Below are 16,066 nucleotides of genomic sequence, written 5' to 3' on the forward strand. Positions count from 1 at the left end.
ACCGCGGCTGCTTGGATGACGGAGTCGATCTCCCCCCTGCAGGAATGATGGAGACCTCATGCTGCACACCAAGCTCAGCCGCAACCGCGCCGCCGCCACGGCCGTTGCGGCGATCGCCGTCGGCGCACTGGCCGCCACCAGTGCGCCGGCCGCCTCGGCCGCGGAGAGCGCCGCGGCCCCGCGGCTCAGCGTCCTCACGTACAACACGTTCCTGATGAGCAAGAACCTCTACCCCAACTGGGGTCAGGACCACCGGGCTTCGGAGATCCCCAAGGCGTCCTTCTTCCAGGGCCACGACGTGGTCGTGCTCCAGGAGGCCTTCGACAACGGCGCCTCGGACGCGCTGAAGTCCAATGCCTCGGCGCAGTACCCGTACCAGACCCCGATCGTCGGCCGCAGCACGAGCGGCTGGGACGCCACGGGCGGCGCGTACTCCTCGACCACCCCCGAGGACGGCGGCGTCACGATCCTCAGCAAGTGGCCGATCGTCCGCAAGGAGCAGGTCGTCTACAAGGACGCCTGCGGCGCCGACTGGTGGTCCAACAAGGGCTTCGCCTACGTCGTGCTGAACGTGGGCGGCACCAAGGTCCACGTGGTCGGCACCCACGCCCAGTCCACCGACCCGGGCTGCGGCTCGGGCGAGGCGGCGGACATGCGCGCCCGCCAGTTCAAGGCGATAGACGCCTTCCTGGACGGCAAGAACATCCCGGCGAACGAGCAGGTCATCGTCGCCGGTGACATGAACGTCGACTCGCGCTCCCCCGAGTTCGCGTCCATGCTCGCCAACGCCGACCTGGCCAACTCCGACTCGCGCACGGGCCACCCGTACTCGTTCGACACCGCGCTGAACTCCATCGCGAACTACCGCTACCCGACGGACCCGCGCGAGGACCTGGACTACGTCCTCTACCGCAAGGGCAACGCGCGCCCGGCGGGCTGGGAGAACAACGTGGTCAAGGAGGAGTCGGCGCCCTGGACCGTCTCCAGCTGGGGCACCTCGTACACGTACACCAACCTCTCCGACCACTACCCGCTGATCGGCCGCTAGTCCGCGGCCCAGTAGTTCAGGCAGCCCGCGGGGCACGTCACCGCACAGTCCAGCGCGGGAACGCACAATGCCCCCTCCCGGCCCAGGGCCGGGAGGGGGCGTTTTCCTCGCCGTGGGTCGACTTTCTGCAGATCGTCAACTCCGAGTCTCCGCACGGGAAATATGGGATTCTGCGATCCCAGACCTTCCACCCGCGGGGAGTGGCACGTACGGATGAAGCAATGGCTGGCCGAACGGGGCGTCCACTATCTGTTCCTGCTCTTCTCCGCAGCCCTCGGTGTGGCCGTCGCCGTCGTCTCCGTGTGGGCGGACGGGGCCACCGGGGCCGACAAGCAGCGCTGGGCCCTCATAGCCGGCGTAGCCGCCTGCGGTGTCGTCCTGATCACCCACTTCGAGAAGCGGTTCGCGGAGAACGGCGAGAAGCGGGCCAAGGACTATGCCAGCCAGACGAATGCGGAGGTCACGAAGCTTTACTCGAGCACGCTGGGCCCTCTGAGCGACAAGATCAGGGACCTGGCCGTGTTCTATGCGGACAAGGCCCGGGTTCCGTCCCCCTTGCCCCCGCAGACGGTCGACGATCTCAAGGACAAGCGCAAGGACATCCTCGACCAGGTCCTGGCCGGAGCGGTCGACCTCACCGCCCCGCCGTTGGAGCCGGGACTCCTGCCGCGGGCGCGGTGCAGTTTCTACCTGTACGACGCCGCCACCGACGGCTTCACCCTGGAGGGCACCTTTCCCGGGTACCGGCCGCCCAGGCCCGTCATCGACCCGGTCGGCGCGGCGCACATGAAGAACGAGATCCTTGGCGGCACCGGAACGACCTTCAGGATCGACGGCAAGCTCGTGACGCAGTCCTATCTCATCCCTGGGGGAACGGGATACGAAGCGGTCATCGCCGTCCCGGTGATCCACGGCACCGAGAAGATAGGCGTACTCTCCGTCGACGCGCCCCGCTTCGCCGACCTCGTCGACCGGCACGTCCCGCTCATGGAATCGCTGGCCAGCATCCTCGCGGCTTCGTACGCACTGAAGTAACCGGAGTAAGGGAGGCTTCTCGATGGCATCGTCGAGTGCACCGGGCGCAGGACGCGAACCGCGCGGGCGGCCCGACGAGGATTCCATGCCCCCGCACCTGGAGGGCGTCAGCACCCGGAACTGGCAGTTGCTGCAGGAGCACGAACGCGTCCGCCGAATGGCCCTCGACGTGGCACGCCGTCAGGTGGAGGCCGAGCTGGCCCGCCCCCGCGAGCGGAACCTGTCGAACCTCGGCGTCACCGTCGTCGCGTCCGTCGCGTTCGGCATCATCGCGGTCGCCCTGTTCACCATGGGGCTCGGGCCGTGGAGCCTCCTGGTGCTGGCCCTGCTGGTACCGGCGGTCCTGCTGGCCGTAGGCTACGGCCTGCTGGTGTTCAGCATCCGGCCGCGCACGCCGGAATCGGGGGACTCCGGGATGGCCGAATAGGCACCCCACCTGGGCACACACCTTGCGAACTCCCGTACAAGATCTGTAGGCATGGTGGAACGCCCGTTCGCCGAGTGGCGAACGGGCTTCCGTTTCTCCCCTCAGGACCCCACTCCCAGAGGCCGCCTTGAAGGCACAGGACGCCATGCCCACGCCCACGCACGCCTACCGACGCTGCCCGCGAAAGGGTCCGAAGAGGGATCACATGCCCCACTCGCAACCCAGCCTCCGGAAACGGTGCGAGAAGATTCTCGGCCATCTGGATCTGACACATCCTTTCTCCATCGAAGGGCTGTGCAACCGGATCGCCGAGCAGCGGGGCCGTCCCATCCACCTCCACCCGCTCCCCAAGGAGGCGGCGGAATCGGGGGTCTGCGGGCTGTGGGTGGGCACCGACAGCGTCGACTTCGTCTTCTACGAGGCCCAGACCACCGCGCTGCACCGCGAGCACATCGTGCTCCACGAGCTCGGGCACATCCTGTTCGGCCACAACTCCCTGGAGGCCGAGGACAACGACGGGCAGGTCCCGGTCGTCCTCGGGCGCACCAACTACACCACCAGCCAGGAGCAGGAGGCGGAAATGCTGGCCAGCATGATCCGCATCCGCACGACGGGCCCCTGCCCGCAGTCGGCCGCCGCACCCCGCGGCACCCTCGCCTGGCTGGAATCCGCCATGGGTTACGGGCGGGGGAACCATGGGCGCCGCTGATCTCACCGCCTTCGGCGACTCGCTCGCCGTGCCCAGCGTGCTCTGCCTCTGGATCGCGGTCCTGCTGCGCGCCCCCGCCGCCCTGCGCTCCCCGCAGCAGCGCGGGCTGTGGCTCGCCGTCGCCACCGCCGCCGCCGCGATGACCCTGAACCTCCCGGACGTCGTCACGTACGCGATGCGCGACCCGGACTACGCGCACACCGTCGGCCTCGTCCGCAACCTGATCGGCGTGCTCTCCGCGGGCACCGTGCTCTACTTCGTCGCCGCCGCCACCCGCGGCCGGGCCCTCCAACTCGCCTCCTGGGTGGGTACGGTGGTCTGGCTGACCACCCTCGTGGTGCTGGACACGGCCGCCCCCGCGCACACCGCGCACACCATCCCGCCGCAGGGCCATGCGGTGCCCTCCCTCGCCTACTGGCTGTTCCTGATCTCCGCGCACCTCGTCGCCAACATCACCTGCGTCTCCCTCTGCTGGCGCTACAGCCGCCGCACCGAGAGCCGGGGACTGGCCGCCGGGCTGCGGCTGTTCGGCCTCGGCACCGCGCTCGCCGGCCTGTTCTGGTTCGTGTACCTGCTCAAGGCCCTGTTCGCCAGTACCTGGGCGATGCCCGCCCTGCCGCTGATGATGAACCTGCACGGACTGCTGCGGGCCGCCGCGATCCTCGTGCCCACCCTGTTCACGCTGCGCCGCACGAGCGCCGACATCGCCACCGCCTGGCGGCTGTGGCCGCTCTGGCACGACCTGGTCCAGGCCGTCCCGCACGTCGCCCTCACCAAGCCGCGGGCCGGCCGGGTAGTGGAGCTGCTGTGGCCGCCCGTCCCGCGCAACCTGCTGGTGTACCGCAAGGTGATCGAGACCCGCGACGCGATCCTGATCCTCGGCGAGTACGTGGCCCCGGGCGTCCCGGAGCTCGCCCGCACCCATGTCACCGGGCGCGGGATCCCCGAGCAGCGGCGCACCGCGGCCGCGCTGGCCTGCGTACTGAAGGAGGCGCGGCAGGCGAAGCTCGCCGGACGGCCCGGGCAGCCGGGGGAGGACGCGGCGTGGGAGCTGCCCGCCGCGATGCAGACCTCCGCCGAGGGCGGCGACCTCGACGACGAGGCCCGGTTCCTGGTCGACGTGGCCCAGGCCTACGGATCGCCGTCGACCACGGACTTCACCCCGGAACGCCCGCACACCCCGTAAGGAAGTGACCCTCTCTTGACCACCGTTCTGATCACCGGGGCCAGTGCCGGACTCGGCGCCGCCTTCGCCCGCGGCTTCGCGGCCAAGGGCTGCGAGCTCGTCCTGGTCGCCCGCGACAAGGACCGCCTCGAAGCCGTGGCCCGGGAGCTCGGCCGGGAGTTCGGCACGGCCAGCGAGGTGCTGCCCGCCGATCTGCTGGACCCGGCGGACTGCACGGCCGTCGCCGAGCGGCTCGCCGACCGGGACCGGCCCGTGGACATCCTGGTCAACAATGCGGGCTTCGGGCTCCCCGCGCCGTTCCCGTACAGCCCGGTCGAAGACGAGGAGCGGCTGCTCGACCTGCTGGTGAGGGTCCCGCTGCGGCTCACCCACGCCATGCTGCCGGGGCTGCGCGCGCGCCGCCGGGGCGCGGTGGTGAACGTCTCCTCGGTGGCCGGGCTGCTGCCGACGGGGACGTACGGGGCCGCCAAGGCCTGGGTCACCGCGTTCAGCGAGTCCCTGCGGGTGGACATGGCGCCGTACGGGGTCCGGGTCCTGGCGGTGGTCCCGGGGTTCACCCGCACCGAGTTCCAGGCGCGCGCCGGGATGGACGTCAGCTCCCTGCGCGAGGCGGTGTGGCTGGACCCCGAGGCCGTGGTGGCCAAGGCCCTGCGGGACCTGGCCCTGCGCCGGCCGGTGAGCATCACCGGCCGGCGCTACCAGGCGTACGCGCTCGCCGTCCGGCACCTGCCGCGCGGCTTCGTGGCCGCCAGGCTCGCGCGCAAACGGCACGCGCCCGAGCAGTACCCCGAGCAGTAGCGGCCGGACGGCCCCTAGAGCTCGGTGACCTTGCCGTTCGCGACCTCCAGGCGGCGGGTCACGTGCACCGCGTCCAGCATCCGGCGGTCGTGCGTGACCAGCAGCAGGGTGCCCTCGTACGCGTCCAGGGCCGCCTCCAGCTGTTCGATCGCCGGGAGGTCCAGGTGGTTCGTGGGCTCGTCGAGCACCAGCAGGTTCACCCCGCGGCCCTGGAGCAGCGCCAGGGCCGCCCGGGTGCGCTCGCCGGGGGAGAGCGTGGCCGCCGGACGCAGTACGTGCGCCGCCTTCAGGCCGAACTTGGCCAGCAGGGTCCGCACTTCGGCCGGCTCGGTGTCCGGGACCGCCGCGCAGAAGGCCTCCATCAGCGGCTCGTCCCCGAGGAAGAGCCCGCGCGCCTGGTCCACCTCGCCGACCAGCACGCCCGAACCGAGCGTGGCCGCACCGGAGTCGGGCACCAGCCGGCCGAGCAGGACGGCGAGGAGCGTGGACTTGCCCGCGCCGTTGGCGCCGGTGATCGCCACCCGGTCCGCCCAGTCGATCTGCAGGCTGGCCGGGCCGAAGGAGAAGTCCCCGCGCCGCACGGACGCCTCGTTCAGGGTGGCGACGACCGAGCCGGAGCGCGGAGCCGCCGCGATCTCCATGCGCAGCTCCCACTCCTTGCGGGGCTCGTCGACGACTTCGAGCCGCTCGATGGCGCGCTGCGTCTGGCGGGCCTTGGAGGCCTGCTTCTCGCTCGCCTCGCTGCGGAACTTCTTGCCGATCTTGTCGTTGTCCGTGGCCTTGCGGCGGGCGTTCTTGACGCCCTTGTCCATCCAGCCGCGCTGCATCTGGGCCCGGCCTTCGAGCGCCGAGCGCTTGTCCGCGTACTCGTCGTACTCCTCGCGGGCGTGCGTACGGGCCCGCTCGCGCTCCTCCAGATAGGCGTCGTAGCCGCCGCCGTAGAGGTTGATCCGCTGCTGCGCCAGATCGAGTTCGAGGACCTTGGTGACGGTCCGGGTCAGGAACTCGCGGTCGTGGCTGATCACGACGGTGCCCGCGCGCAGGCCCTTCACGAACTGCTCCAGGCGCTCCAGACCCTCCAGGTCCAGGTCGTTGGTCGGCTCGTCGAGCAGGAAGACGTCGTAGCGGGAGAGCAGCAGCGAGGCGAGGCCGGCGCGGGCGGCCTGGCCGCCGGACAGCGCGGTCATCGGCAGGTCCAGGCTGACGGCCAGCCCGAGCTCGTCGGCGACCTCCTGGGCCCGCTCGTCGAGGTCGGCGCCGCCGAGGTTCAGCCACTGGTCCAGGGTCGTCGCGTACGCGTCGTCCGCGCCCGGGGTCCCGTCGACCAGGCCCTGGGTCGCCGCGTCCAGCGCCGCCTGGGCGGCGGCGACGCCCGTACGCCGGGCCAGGAAGTCCCGTACGGACTCTTCGGGGCGCCGCTCCGGCTCCTGGGGCAGATGGCCGACGGCGGCGGTGGGCGGGGAGAGCCGCAGCTCACCGGTCTCGGGAGTGTCCAGGCCGGCGAGCAGGCGCAGCAGGGTGGACTTTCCGGCGCCGTTGACGCCGACGAGGCCGATGACGTCGCCGGGGGCGACGACGAGGTCGAGATCGGCGAAGAGCGTGCGCTCACCGTGCGCGGCGGTGAGGTTCTTGGCGACGAGGGTTGCAGTCATGGTCCGTCGATCCTATCCGCGCGGCAGGGCATGGCCGTAAAGGTGGGATGAGCGTCATTGCGGCCACCGGCGGCCGCGTCACACCATGGGGTCATGTCGTTGCGAAACGTGCTCGTCGTCCTCTACGACGGCCTGCAGAGCCTGGACGTGACCGGACCCGTGGAGGTGTTCGCCGCGGTCGGCCGCTTCCCGGAGCGGGCGCGGGCCGGGTACGCGATCCGCACGGTCTCTCCCGGCGGGGCGCCCGTCCGGACGAACAGCGGGCTCACGCTGGTGCCTGACGGGGACCTGGAGAGCGCGCGGCCGGGGGCGGGCACCACGCTGCTGGTGCCGGGCGGCCAGTACCGGGGGGACTTCGAGCCCCGGCTGACCGAGTGGCTCCGCGCCTACGGGGGTGGCGCGGAGCGGCTGGTGTCCGTCTGCACGGGCGGGCTGCTGCTGGCCGAGGCCGGGCTGCTGGACGGGCGGCGGGCCACGACGCACTGGTACGTGTGCGAGCAGATGGCCCTGGACTACCCGAGGGTGACCGTCGAACCGGACCCGATCTACGTACGGGACGGCCCGGTGGCCACCTCGGCGGGGGTCACGGCCGGGATCGACCTCGCGCTGGCGCTGGTGGAGGAGGACCACGGGAGGGAGCTGGCGCTGCGCATCGCGCGGCACCTGGTGGTGTTCCTGCGCAGGCCCGGCAACCAGGCGCAGTTCAGCGCGCAGCTGGCGGCGCAGACCGCGCAACGGGAGCCGTTGCGGGAGGTGCAGCAGTGGATCACCGAGCATCCGGGTGCGGACCTGGGCGTGGAGGCCCTGGCGGCGCGCGCCCGGCTCTCGCCGCGGCACTTCGCCCGGGCCTTTCAGGCGGAGACGGGGGTGACGCCCGGCCGCTACGTGGAGCGCGTCCGGGTCGAGCACGCGCGGCGCCTCCTGGAGGACACGGGGGACGGGGTCGCCCAGATCTCCCGGGCCTGCGGCTACGGCACCCCGGAGGCGCTGCGCCGGGCCTTCGTGAAAACCCTGGGCCAGCCCCCGGCCGAGTACCGCCGCCGCTTCGGTCCCGACCCCGCGTAACCGACCCGATTCCTCACCACCCCGATTCCTCACCACCCGACTCTTCACCACACCGACTCTTACCACTCCGGAGGAAACATGCAGATCGCCGTACTGCTCTACGACCGGTTCACCGCGCTCGACGCCATCGGGCCCTTCGACACCCTCGGGCGGCTGCCCGACGCCGAGGTCGTGTTCGTCTCTCAGCGGCCCGGGCCGGTGCGGACCGACAGCGGGGCGCTCGCGCTCGTCGCCGACAAGGGGCTCGACGAGGTGACCCGGCCCGACATCGTCGTCGTACCCGGCGGGCCGCACCCCGAGCTGGAGATGGAGAACCCCGCCGTCGTCGACTGGCTGCGCACCGTCGACGCCACCACCACCTGGACCACCTCCGTCTGCACCGGCTCGCTCCTGCTGGCCGCCGCCGGGCTGCTCAAGGGGCGGCGCGCCGCAAGCCACTGGCTCTACCTGGACCGGCTGCCCGCCTTCGGCGCCGAGCCCACCGGCGAGCGCGTCGTGTACGACGGGAAGTACGTCACCGCCGCCGGGGTGTCCTCCGGCATCGACATGGGCCTCGGCCTCCTCGGCCGGATCGCCGGCGACGAGTACGCGCAGACCGTCCAGCTGATGACCGAGTACGACCCGCAGCCGCCCTACGACGCCGGCTCGCCGGACAAGGCCCCCGCCGAGATCGTGGCCCGGCTGCGCGCGCTCAGCGCCCGGCAGTCCGCCCGGTAGCGTCCCCGGTGGTCCAGCCGAACGACGGGGTACGGCGTTCCAGGAACGCGGCGACACCCTCCGCGGTGTCGCCGCTCGCGGCCGCCTGCTGCGCCCAGTACGCGTCCCGGTCCGTCCGCCCGTTCGCGAACTCCTTGGCCGCCGCCTGCGTCAGCCGGGAGCGGGTGGTCAGGACGCGGGCGAAGTCCGCCACGCGCTTGTCCAGTTGCCCGGCCGGCAGCAGCTCGTTCAGGAAGCCGGCCCGCAGCGCGTGCTCCGCGTCGATCAACTCTGCCGAGAAGAGCAGGTACTTGGCCACCGCCGGGCCGACCAGTGCGGCCAGCCGGCGGGTCGAGGACGCGGGGTAGACGATGCCCAGCTTCGCCGGGGTCACCCCGAACGACGCCCCCTCCTGCGCGAAGCGCAGGTCACAGGCCGCCGCCAGCTGGCTGCCGCCGCCCACGCAGAACCCGCGGATGGCCGCGAGCGTCGGCTTCGGGAAGGCGGCGAGGGCCTCCTCCGCCGCCACGGCCAGCGCCTGCGGGTCCTCGTCCCCGGTCAGCGAGGAGATGTCGGCCCCCGCGCAGAAGGTCGGTCCGGCCCCGGTCAGGACGAGCACCCGTACGGCCCGATCGGCGGCGAGCCCGTCCAGTACCTCCGGGAGTGCCCGCCACATCGCCGCGGTCATGGCGTTGCGCTTGGCGGGATGCGAGATGACGACCGTGGCGACCCCGTCGGCGACGGTGTGCAGGAGGGCTGCTTCCTGGGCTGCGTCCATGCGCCGGATGCTATCCCGGTCGGCCGATCCTATGATCAAGGGGAGTCCGTCCGGGGGGTGCTGAAAGGTGGCACGACCGTGGGCGCAGACCGTTCCGGGGCCGGGGCCGGGGCCTCAGCCGAGGCCGAAGGCAAGGGCAAGGACAAGGACAGGAAGCAGCTCAAGCGCCGTTTCGGGCTGCTGGCCGTGCTCGGGTTGCTCCTGGTGGTGGCCGGGCTGGTCGGTCTGTTCTACGCCGCCTTCGCCACGCTGACCACGGTGTTCCTCTTCGGCTGGCTGCTGCTGGCCGGCGGCCTGGTGGGCCTGGTTCAGGCGTTCCAGTCCCGCAAGAGCAACCACTTCTGGCTCGCCGTCGTCGTCGCCGCGATCAACATCGCCGCCGGCTTCGTGATCCTGCGCCGGCCCGAGGCGAGCGCCGAGGCGCTGACCATGTTCGCCGCGCTGTTCTTCCTCATCGGCGGGCTGTTCCGGCTGGTCGGCGGCCTGGTGGTGCGCGGGACGAACCTCTGGGTCAACCTGGTCCAGGGCGCCTTCGGGATCCTGCTGGGCTTCCTGGTCCTCGCCAACTGGCCCGGCAACAGTCTCTACGTGATCGGAACCTTCTTCTCGCTCGCCCTGCTGTTCGACGGGCTGAGCCTGGTCCTCCTGGGCATGAGCGCCCGGCGCATTCTGGGCTTGGTCAGGGAAGACGAGGTCCCGGCGGGCGAGGCCGCCGCGGCCGGGCCGGAGCGCGCGGCCGAGAAAGGTCCCACAGAAGACCAGGAACGGTCGCACAACTGACGCTGTCATACGCCAACGGTCAGAAAGCGTCCGATTGACGCTGACTTCTGGTCAGGGGTCCGGTCCGGACCGGTCCGCTCCCCACTCTTGACGCGTGGAGACGATCGAGCGTGAAGACGGGGGCCGGAAGATGGATGTCAGCGGGAGCGTCCCGCCAGCCAAGGAGGGGGAGCCGGCCGCCCCGGCCGACCCCCTCGCCTACGAAGGCGTGTGGCGGTTCACCGTGCCCGCTGTAGAAGAATCCGTTCCGCAGGCCCGCCGGGCCGTCCGCGACCTGCTGGGCCGCCAGGGCGTGCCCGCCGACCGGGACCTCGTGTACTCGCTGCTGCTGATCGTCTCCGAACTGGTGACGAACTCGGTCCGGCACGCGGCCCTGCTCTCGCCGGAGGTCGCGGTCGAGGTCGCCATCGGCCGGGACTGGGTACGGGTGGCGGTCGAGGACAACCACCCGTACCGCCCCAAGGCGCTGGAGGCGGATTTCGGCCAGACCGGCGGCCGGGGCCTGCTCCTGGTGCGCGAGGTCACGCGCGAGTCCGGCGGGGTCTGCGACGTCGAGCACACCTCGACGGGCGGCAAGGTCATCTGGGCGGCCCTGCCGCTCGCCGCACCCGTGGTCTGAGACGGCGTACGGGCTACCAGCCCGCGGCATCCCCGGTCAGTTCGCGGATCGCGGGCCGGGCCGCGTCCAGCACGGTCATGAACCAGGCGGAGAACGGCACCTCGGCATGCCGCTCGGCCAGCTCCTCGGCGGTCACGAACGAGGTGTCCCCGACCTCCTCCGGATCCGGCCGCAGCTGCGACTGCGCAAGTCCCACGAAAAGGTGGTTGTACTCCTGCTCCACCAGGCCCGACGCGGGGTCCGGGTGGTTGTAGCGCACGGTTCCCGCCTCCGCGAGCAGCGAGGGCGACAGGCCCAGCTCCTCGTGGGTCCGCCGGGCCGCCGCCGCGAACGGCGACTCCCCGGGGTAGGGGTGACCGCAGCAGGTGTTCGACCAGACGCCGGGGGAGTGGTACTTCCCGAGGGCCCGCTGCTGGAGCAGCAGGCGGCCCTGCTCGTCGAAGAGGAACACGGAGAAGGCCCGGTGCAGCAGACCGGGCGCCTGATGGGCGGAGAGCTTCTCCGCCGTGCCGATGGTGTTGCCGGACTCATCGACCAGTTCGAGCATGATCGGTTCCTGAGTGCCGGTGCCGGGGGACGCGGTGTTCGCGGCGGTGGCTGGTGTGGTCGGCATACCCATCCTTCGCTTCGGACTTCGACCTTCAGTCTGCCGTACAAAAGAGGCTTGTCCCCACTTCGGCCATCCGCGCATGTCCGCCCACGCAGCGTGGTAAGCGGCGGTGGCGGAGCACCCGTGCTCCCCGGGTTTGTGGTATCTCACCGCGATCGTCAATGATGATCGCGCCGGGGCCCCAAGCCCCGGAATCTTCGGCTTATCGGGGAGTAAACGGGTGGTGAACCCCTGCTTCCATCCATCCGATAGCCTCTGCCGACGTGCCGCCGCCCCCACGGGGGCGCCCGTCCAGTGTTCGCTGCAAGGAGTGAGTCCGTCTGTCGACCGTCATCCTCACCGGCCTGCCGGTACCCGGATCACCGCTCGCCGACGAGCTGCGCTCCCTCGGCTTCGACGTCCGCCCGGCCGCCGGTCCTGAAGCGACCGCCGCTGTGCTGGCCGGCGTATCCGCCGACCAGCGCGTCGCCGTCGTCGACAGCGCCTTCGTCGGGCACGTCCACGCCCTGCGGCTCGCGCTGACCGACCCGCGCTTCGACGCCTGCGGCGTGACCGGCGCCTTCGCCGTCCAGCCGGGCGCCCGCGCGGCCCTGGACAAGGCCGCGGCCCTCCCGGCGGAGGGTGACGGCCCGTACGCGGACCGGCTCGCCGCCGCCGTCGAGGCCGCCGGGACCCCCGTCCACCGCCCCGAGCTCGGCACCCTGGTCGCCGCGGTCCCCGCCACGGACGCCGAGCGCGCCGCGGCGGACGCCGCCGTAGCCTCCGTGGACGACGAGGCCGTACGGCTGCGTACCGCCGTGAAGTCCCGCGACGGGTTCTTCACCACCTTCTTCATCAGCCCGTACTCGCGCTACATCGCCCGCTGGTGCGCGCGCCGCGGCCTGACCCCGAACCAGGTCACCACCGCCTCGCTGATCACCGCGCTGATAGCGGCCGCCTGCGCCGCCACCGGCGAGCGCGGCGGCTACATCGCGGCCGGTGTGCTGCTCCTCGTCTCCTTCGTCCTGGACTGCACGGACGGGCAGCTCGCCCGCTACTCGCTCCAGTACTCGACGATGGGCGCCTGGCTCGACGCCACCTTCGACCGCGCGAAGGAGTACTCCTTCTACGCGGGCCTCGCGCTCGGCGCGGCCAGGAACGGCGACGACGTGTGGGCCCTCGCGCTCGGCGCGATGATCCTCATGACCTGCCGGCACGTCGTGGACTTCGCCTTCAACGAGGCCAACCACGACGCCACGGCGAACACCAGCCCCACGGCCGCCCTGTCCGACAAGCTCGACAGCGTCGGCTGGACGGTCTGGGTCCGGCGGATGATCATCCTGCCGATCGGCGAGCGCTGGGCCATGATCGCGGTGCTCACCGCGGCCACCACCCCCCGGATCGTCTTCTACGCCCTGCTCATCGGCTGCACCTTCGGCGCCCTCTACACCACCGCCGGCCGGGTGCTGCGCTCGCTGACCCGCAAGGCCGTCCGTACCGACCGGGCCGCCCAGGCGCTGGCCGATCTCGCCGACTCCGGGCCGGTCGCCGCCCTGGTCGCCCGGGTCGCGGCCGTGCCGGCGCGCTCCCTGCACCTGCCGTTCGCCGTGCTCGGCTCGGCGGCCCTGCTGGGCGCCGCCTGGTACGAGCCGTTCGGCTCCGTGACCGTCCTGGGCGCCGCCGTGCTGTACGCCGTGCTCGCCGGAGCGGCCGTCGCCCGCCCCCTCAAGGGCCCGCTGGACTGGCTGCTCCCGCCGCTCTTCCGGTGCGCCGAGTACGTGACCGTCCTCGCGCTCGCCGTCAAGGCGGACGTACCCGGGGCCCTTCCCGCGGCATTCGGACTGGTCGCGGCGGTCGCCTACCATCACTACGACACGGTCTACCGCATCCGCGGTGGATCGGGCGCGCCCCCGCGGTGGCTGGTGTGGACGATCGGCGGTCACGACGGCCGGGTCCTGCTGACCGCGGCCCTGGCCGCCGCCCTGGCGACGCGCGCCACGGACTTCCCCGTCGCGCTCACGGCCCTGGCCGTGTTCGTGGCACTGGTGGTGCTCGTGGAGAGCATCCGCTTCTGGGTCTCCTCCGGGGCACCCGCCGTACATGACGAAGGAGAACCAGCATGATCGGCCTTGTACTCGCTGCCGGTGCCGGACGCCGCCTGCGTCCCTACACCGACACCCTGCCCAAGGCCCTCGTGCCCGTCGGCCCCGAAGGCGCCGAGGACAGCCTGACCGTGCTGGACCTCACCCTCGGCAACTTCGCCGAGGTCGGCCTCACCGAGGTCGCGATCGTCGTCGGCTACCGCAAGGAGGCCGTGTACGAGCGCCGCGAGGCCCTGGAGGCCAAGTACGGGGTCAAGATCACGCTGATCGACAACGACAAGGCCGAGGAGTGGAACAACGCCTACTCCCTGTGGTGCGCCCGTGACGTCCTGAAGCAGGGTGTGATCCTCGCCAACGGCGACACCGTCCACCCGGTCTCCGTCGAGCGGACCCTGCTCGACGCCCGGGGCAACGGCCAGAAGATCATCCTCGCCCTGGACGCGGTCAAGAGCCTGGCCGACGAGGAGATGAAGGTCGTCGTCGACGGCGCCAAGGGCGTGCAGAAGATCACGAAGCTGATGGAGCCGTCCGACGCCACCGGCGAGTACATCGGCGTCACCCTCATCGAGCCGGAGGCCGCCGAGGCCCTCGCCGAGGCGCTGAAGACCACCTTCGAGCGCGACCCCGACCTGTACTACGAGGACGGCTACCAGCAGCTCGTCAACGACGGCTTCGTCATCGACGTGGCCCCCATCGGCGACGTCAAGTGGGTCGAGATCGACAACCACGACGACCTCGCCAAGGGCCGGACGATCGCATGCCAGTACTGACGAGGCTCATCCCCTCCCCGGTCGTCGTCGACATCTCCCGCGGCGCCATGGACGACCTGGCCGGCCTCCTGGCCGACCAGCGGATCTCGGCGTCCGGCAAGCTGGCGATCGCGATCAGCGGCGGCTCCGGCCAGCTGCTCCGCTCCAAGCTGGAGCCCGTACTGCCGCACGCCGACTGGTACCCGGTCGTCGACGGCACCATCGACTCCGCCGTCAAGCTGGCCGACGACATAAAGGGTCGCCGCTACGACGCCGTCGTCGGCCTGGGCGGCGGCAAGATCATCGACGTGGCCAAGTACGCCGCGGCGCGGGTCGGGCTGCCCATGGTGGCCGTCGCCACCAACCTGGCGCACGACGGCATCTGCTCGCCCGTGGCCACGCTGGACAACGACAACGGCCGCGGTTCCTACGGCGTGCCCACGCCGATCGCGATGGTCATCGACCTCGACGTGATCCGCGACGCCCCGGTGCGGTTCGTCCGCTCCGGCATCGGCGACGCGCTCTCCAACATCTCGGCCATCGCCGACTGGGAGCTCTCTCACAAGATCACCGGGGAGCCCGTGGACGGCCTGGCCGCGGCCATGGCCCGTACGGCCGGCGAAGCCGTCCTGCGCCACCCCGGCGGCTGCGGCGACGACACGTTCCTCACCGTGCTCGCCGAGGCCCTGGTGCTCACCGGCATCGCCATGTCGATCAGCGGGGACACCCGGCCGGCGTCCGGCGCCTGCCACGAGATCAGCCACGCCTTCGACCTGCTCTACCCGGGGCGCTCCGCGCTCCACGGCGAGCAGGTCGGCCTCGGCGCCGCCTTCGCGATGTTCCTGCGCGGCGCCGACGAACAGGCAGGGCTCTTCGTCGAGTCACTGCGCGGCCACGGACTGCCCGTGCTGCCCGCCGAGATCGGGTTCAGCGTGGACGAGTTCGTCGCGGCCGTCGAGTACGCCCCCCAGACCCGTCCGGGACGCTTCACGATCCTGGAGCACCTCAATCTGTCCGCAGCCGAGATCAGGGACGCTTACGCCGACTATGCCAAGACCATCCGTAGCTGAACTCCGGCCCGTCGTTCACCCGCCGGGCGTCAAGGACCGGCGCAGTGGCGAGCACTGGGGCGGTCGCCTGTACATGCGCGAGATCTCCCTGCGCATCACCCGCGTCCTGGTGAACACCAAGGTCACGCCCAACCAGCTGACCTACGTGATGACCCTCGCCGGTGTCCTGGCCGCCCCGGCACTGCTCGTGCCGGGCATCCTGGGCGCCGTCCTCGGCGTGGTCGCGGTGCAGATGTACCTGCTGCTCGACTGCGTCGACGGTGAGGTCGCCCGCTGGAAGAAGCAGTTCTCCCTCTCCGGGGTGTACCTGGACCGGGTCGGCGCCTACCTGTGCGACGCGGCGGTCCTCGTCGGCTTCGGCCTGCGCGCCTCCGACCTGTGGGGCACCGGCCGGATCGACTGGCTGTGGGCCTTCCTGGGCACCCTCGCGGCCCTCGGCGCCATCCTGATCAAGGCCGAGACCGACCTGGTCGGCGTCGCCCGGCACCAGACGGGCAAGGAGCCCGTCGCCGAGGCCGCCGCCGAGCCGCGCTCCTCCGGCATGGCGCTCGCCCGCCGGGCGGCGTCCGCGCTCAAGTTCCACCGGCTCGTCCTCGGCATCGAGGCCTCGCTGCTCATCCTGCTGCTGGCGATCCTGGACCAGATACGGGGCGACCTGTTCTTCACCCGGCTCGGCGTCGCCGTGCTGGCCGGCATCGCGATGCTCCAGACGGTGCTGCACCTGGTGTCGATCCTGGCCTCCAGCAGGCTCAAGTGACGACGC

The 16,066-nt window shown here is 71.5% G+C and carries 17 protein-coding genes; 14 read left to right on the top strand and 3 right to left on the bottom strand.

The window, feature by feature from the left end:
* The first annotated feature begins 58 nt into the window (after positions 1-58).
* From sph to ACIQU4_RS10650, 6 genes are all read left to right on the top strand, one after another.
* Positions 59-1,048 (top strand): sphingomyelin phosphodiesterase, encoded by a 990-nt coding sequence (sph, locus tag ACIQU4_RS10625; RefSeq protein ID WP_403728064.1) that lies wholly within the window; start codon positions 59-61, stop codon positions 1,046-1,048.
* 213 nt (positions 1,049-1,261) lie between these two features.
* Positions 1,262-2,083 (top strand): GAF domain-containing protein, encoded by an 822-nt coding sequence (locus tag ACIQU4_RS10630; RefSeq protein WP_403728065.1) that lies wholly within the window; start codon positions 1,262-1,264, stop codon positions 2,081-2,083.
* 22 nt (positions 2,084-2,105) lie between these two features.
* Entirely contained in the window at positions 2,106-2,510 is a 405-nt protein-coding gene (locus ACIQU4_RS10635; RefSeq protein WP_403728067.1) for a hypothetical protein, read from the top strand.
* A gap of 205 nt (positions 2,511-2,715) precedes the next feature.
* The gene (locus ACIQU4_RS10640; RefSeq protein ID WP_134069802.1) at positions 2,716-3,219 is read left to right on the top strand and encodes a hypothetical protein; all 504 of its coding nucleotides are present in this window, start codon (positions 2,716-2,718) and stop codon (positions 3,217-3,219) included.
* Complete coding sequence (locus tag ACIQU4_RS10645; RefSeq protein WP_403728069.1) at positions 3,206-4,405, top strand: MAB_1171c family putative transporter; 1,200 nt, start codon at positions 3,206-3,208, stop codon at positions 4,403-4,405. Before ACIQU4_RS10640 ends, ACIQU4_RS10645 begins: the two co-directional genes overlap by 14 nt.
* Before the next feature lie 15 nt (positions 4,406-4,420).
* A complete protein-coding gene (locus ACIQU4_RS10650; RefSeq protein ID WP_403728071.1) occupies positions 4,421-5,203 on the top strand; it encodes an SDR family NAD(P)-dependent oxidoreductase in 783 nt (260 codons plus the stop codon).
* A 14-nt stretch (positions 5,204-5,217) separates the two neighbouring features.
* Here ACIQU4_RS10650 and ACIQU4_RS10655 read toward each other — a convergent pair whose 3' ends face one another.
* On the bottom strand, positions 5,218-6,855 hold the full coding sequence (locus ACIQU4_RS10655) for an ABC-F family ATP-binding cassette domain-containing protein (protein ID WP_403728073.1): 1,638 nt from the start codon (positions 6,853-6,855) through the stop codon (positions 5,218-5,220).
* A 93-nt stretch (positions 6,856-6,948) separates the two neighbouring features.
* On the opposite strand from ACIQU4_RS10655, the gene ACIQU4_RS10660 reads away from it, so the two are divergent.
* Both ACIQU4_RS10660 and ACIQU4_RS10665 read left to right on the top strand, forming a co-directional pair.
* The gene (locus ACIQU4_RS10660; protein WP_403728075.1) at positions 6,949-7,920 is read left to right on the top strand and encodes a GlxA family transcriptional regulator; all 972 of its coding nucleotides are present in this window, start codon (positions 6,949-6,951) and stop codon (positions 7,918-7,920) included.
* Positions 7,921-7,998: 78 nt separating this feature from the next.
* Complete coding sequence (locus tag ACIQU4_RS10665; RefSeq protein ID WP_403728077.1) at positions 7,999-8,637, top strand: DJ-1/PfpI family protein; 639 nt, start codon at positions 7,999-8,001, stop codon at positions 8,635-8,637.
* Here ACIQU4_RS10665 and ACIQU4_RS10670 read toward each other — a convergent pair.
* Positions 8,612-9,394, bottom strand: a complete 783-nt coding sequence (locus ACIQU4_RS10670; RefSeq protein WP_403728079.1) for an enoyl-CoA hydratase/isomerase family protein — start codon at positions 9,392-9,394, stop codon at positions 8,612-8,614. The two genes, ACIQU4_RS10665 and ACIQU4_RS10670, sit on opposite strands and share 26 nt — an antisense overlap.
* Positions 9,395-9,472: 78 nt before the next feature.
* Between ACIQU4_RS10670 and ACIQU4_RS10675 the strand changes: the two genes are divergently transcribed.
* Entirely contained in the window at positions 9,473-10,174 is a 702-nt protein-coding gene (locus tag ACIQU4_RS10675) for an HdeD family acid-resistance protein (protein ID WP_403728081.1), read from the top strand.
* A 130-nt stretch (positions 10,175-10,304) separates the two neighbouring features.
* The gene (locus tag ACIQU4_RS10680) at positions 10,305-10,793 is read left to right on the top strand and encodes an ATP-binding protein (protein WP_403728518.1); all 489 of its coding nucleotides are present in this window, start codon (positions 10,305-10,307) and stop codon (positions 10,791-10,793) included.
* Between the two features lie 13 nt (positions 10,794-10,806).
* Here ACIQU4_RS10680 and idi read toward each other — a convergent pair whose 3' ends face one another.
* Positions 10,807-11,406 (bottom strand): isopentenyl-diphosphate Delta-isomerase, encoded by a 600-nt coding sequence (gene idi / locus ACIQU4_RS10685; protein WP_403728082.1) that lies wholly within the window; start codon positions 11,404-11,406, stop codon positions 10,807-10,809.
* A gap of 317 nt (positions 11,407-11,723) precedes the next feature.
* On the opposite strand from idi, the gene ACIQU4_RS10690 reads away from it, so the two are divergent.
* Genes ACIQU4_RS10690 through ACIQU4_RS10705 form a run of 4 tightly spaced genes read left to right on the top strand, consistent with a single transcriptional unit; the run spans position 11,724 to position 16,060 of the window.
* Complete coding sequence (locus tag ACIQU4_RS10690) at positions 11,724-13,505, top strand: DUF5941 domain-containing protein (RefSeq protein WP_403728519.1); 1,782 nt, start codon at positions 11,724-11,726, stop codon at positions 13,503-13,505.
* On the top strand, positions 13,502-14,254 hold the full coding sequence (locus ACIQU4_RS10695; RefSeq protein WP_403728084.1) for a sugar phosphate nucleotidyltransferase: 753 nt from the start codon (positions 13,502-13,504) through the stop codon (positions 14,252-14,254). Before ACIQU4_RS10690 ends, ACIQU4_RS10695 begins: the two co-directional genes overlap by 4 nt.
* Positions 14,242-15,303, top strand: coding sequence for an iron-containing alcohol dehydrogenase family protein (locus tag ACIQU4_RS10700; protein WP_403728085.1), 1,062 nt, complete (start codon positions 14,242-14,244; stop codon positions 15,301-15,303). Before ACIQU4_RS10695 ends, ACIQU4_RS10700 begins: the two co-directional genes overlap by 13 nt.
* Positions 15,281-16,060 (top strand): CDP-alcohol phosphatidyltransferase family protein, encoded by a 780-nt coding sequence (locus tag ACIQU4_RS10705; RefSeq protein WP_403728086.1) that lies wholly within the window; start codon positions 15,281-15,283, stop codon positions 16,058-16,060. The genes ACIQU4_RS10700 and ACIQU4_RS10705 overlap by 23 nt, the downstream gene beginning before the upstream one ends.
* The last annotated feature ends 6 nt before the right edge of the window (positions 16,061-16,066 follow it).

It is taken from the genome of Streptomyces sp. NPDC090741, from assembly GCF_044769045.1.
GTDB lineage: Bacteria > Actinomycetota > Actinomycetes > Streptomycetales > Streptomycetaceae > Streptomyces.